Here is a 1,693-nt window from a genome sequence, read left to right as displayed (position 1 = left end):
TGCTATGTTTATTCATGTTAGCCTCTGCTGTTTAGTTAATTGACAAACTAATTATGGCTCTGGCTTTGAATTAAGCTAACCCACGAAAAGCGGAGGCTAACACCGTGTGGGAGTCATTATGTCTATATGGCAAAAAGGAGTTTAGCTAAATGTTCGGCATGTTTAATAAAAATTCAATTCCTAAAATAGCTAGAGTATTACCTCCTGCATTAATTGATGCATTTGAAAAGCAAAACTTTTACTCTACCCATGAAGTTAAGAGTGTTTTTGATAGTGAACTCAAAACTGAGCACAATATCGAATACGCTTTTGCAATGTTTTGCTCACAACCCGATTTCGAAGAATTGAATTTAGAATCAACTTATAGTGACCTACGCACTGATGTATCAAAAAAGTGTTTTGGTAGTTGGCCTCGCTTCAATTTCGAATCACTTTTAGATTATTCACGTCGCTCAACCATGGGTGGTGACGGTGGTGGTTTTGGAGGCGACGGCAGTTGTGGAGATGGAGGTTGCGGCGGAGGAGGTGGCGAATAGCCATATAACAAGCGCATTAAGCATGGGACTGCTAACACTTTGCTCGGTTCCGCTTCGCTGCACATTTTAGCAAACTATTATCAGCCCCTTATGCGGGCGTTATATTTTTTCTGCACAACTTGTGCAATTTTTAGTTTCACTACCAACAGGAGTTATAATGAAACTTAGTAGTAAATTAGTCCTAACCTTAGGACTATTATCCTCAGCTGTAATTGCAAGCGAATACAGCTCTCCAGTAGAAAATGTCGAAGTTTATAAAACTGAATTATCAACTTTATCAATACAAAACCTTTCAAATGAAAAAATTGAGGTTGACCTTTATGGTGAAACTTTCAATTTAACTCCTGCGTCTGGTGTTCAATTTGAGTGCTCTGGTTACGACAATCTAGAACTTCAAATTAAGAACAACGACCACGAATACTTTGAAGTACCTTGCAAGTCTCGTGTAGTGATCACTGAATCATTTACTAATCAATATGCGCAAGGGGAATAACATGAGAAAACTATTAATCTTATCAACTATCTTTGCACTTTCTGCATGTGGTGGCAGTAATGATGATGGCTCATCTAAATCTACATATTCATCTTGTAAAATTACCAGCTCTCAAGCTTTATTTGCCGCTGATCGTGACAATGACTTAAAACAATGCTGGAATGCAGGTGGCAACGGCTACGAAAGCCAAGGTGACGCCATGCAGTGGTGTGAAAAGCAAGTAAATGCTTATATAGCTAATCAGTATTTAGTAGGTCACACAGTTAGTTATGCAGTAGAGTCAACTAACTGTAAATAACAAAAATATAACAAGGCGCTTAAACGGAAAAAATACAGTTGGCTCGCGCTTCGCGCAGTTTAGCCTAACTGTATTTTTCCGCTTAGCTTGGCGTTGGTATGCCCTGAACAAACTTGGAGTTTCACTTGAATAAATTCGATTATAGATTTGATTCTGCTCCGGACCCAAAAGGAAAAGTTGTTCGTTATTTCGTTTATACACTTCTAGTGTTTATTTCCACATTCCTGTTTGTGTCTTTAGTAAGCGTATAGCTAACGACACCTAGCCTTGCTTAATATTCCAAGGTAGCAGTGGCTCAAGGTTATCTGGCTGCTCAGCAAGGTGCTGTAAGCAAGTAGTGATATAGTCATGCACCACAAGGTCATT

Annotated in this window: 3 protein-coding genes; all 3 read left to right on the top strand. The window is 38.9% G+C overall.

Annotation, left to right across the window (positions count from 1 at the left end):
• The first annotated feature begins 149 nt into the window (after positions 1-149).
• The 3 genes from HHO47_RS18935 to HHO47_RS18925 all read left to right on the top strand — a co-directional run bounded on the left by HHO47_RS18935 (position 150) and on the right by HHO47_RS18925 (position 1,327).
• Positions 150-536, top strand: a complete 387-nt coding sequence (locus HHO47_RS18935) for a DUF6559 family protein (RefSeq protein ID WP_169021690.1) — start codon at positions 150-152, stop codon at positions 534-536.
• A 157-nt stretch (positions 537-693) separates the two neighbouring features.
• Positions 694-1,029: a hypothetical protein gene (locus HHO47_RS18930; RefSeq protein WP_169021689.1), complete on the top strand. Its 336-nt coding sequence runs from the start codon at positions 694-696 to the stop codon at positions 1,027-1,029.
• Position 1,030: 1 nt separating this feature from the next.
• Positions 1,031-1,327 carry a hypothetical protein gene (locus tag HHO47_RS18925; protein ID WP_169021688.1) on the top strand — a complete coding sequence of 99 codons (297 nt, stop codon included), beginning with the start codon at positions 1,031-1,033 and terminating at the stop codon, positions 1,325-1,327.
• Positions 1,328-1,693 lie beyond the last annotated feature (366 nt).

It is taken from the genome of Pseudoalteromonas arctica (genome assembly GCF_012927645.1).
Lineage (GTDB): Bacteria > Pseudomonadota > Gammaproteobacteria > Enterobacterales > Alteromonadaceae > Pseudoalteromonas > Pseudoalteromonas arctica_A.
The sequence above is the reverse complement of the archived record's forward strand: the minus strand, read 5'-3'. Positions and strand labels throughout refer to the sequence as shown.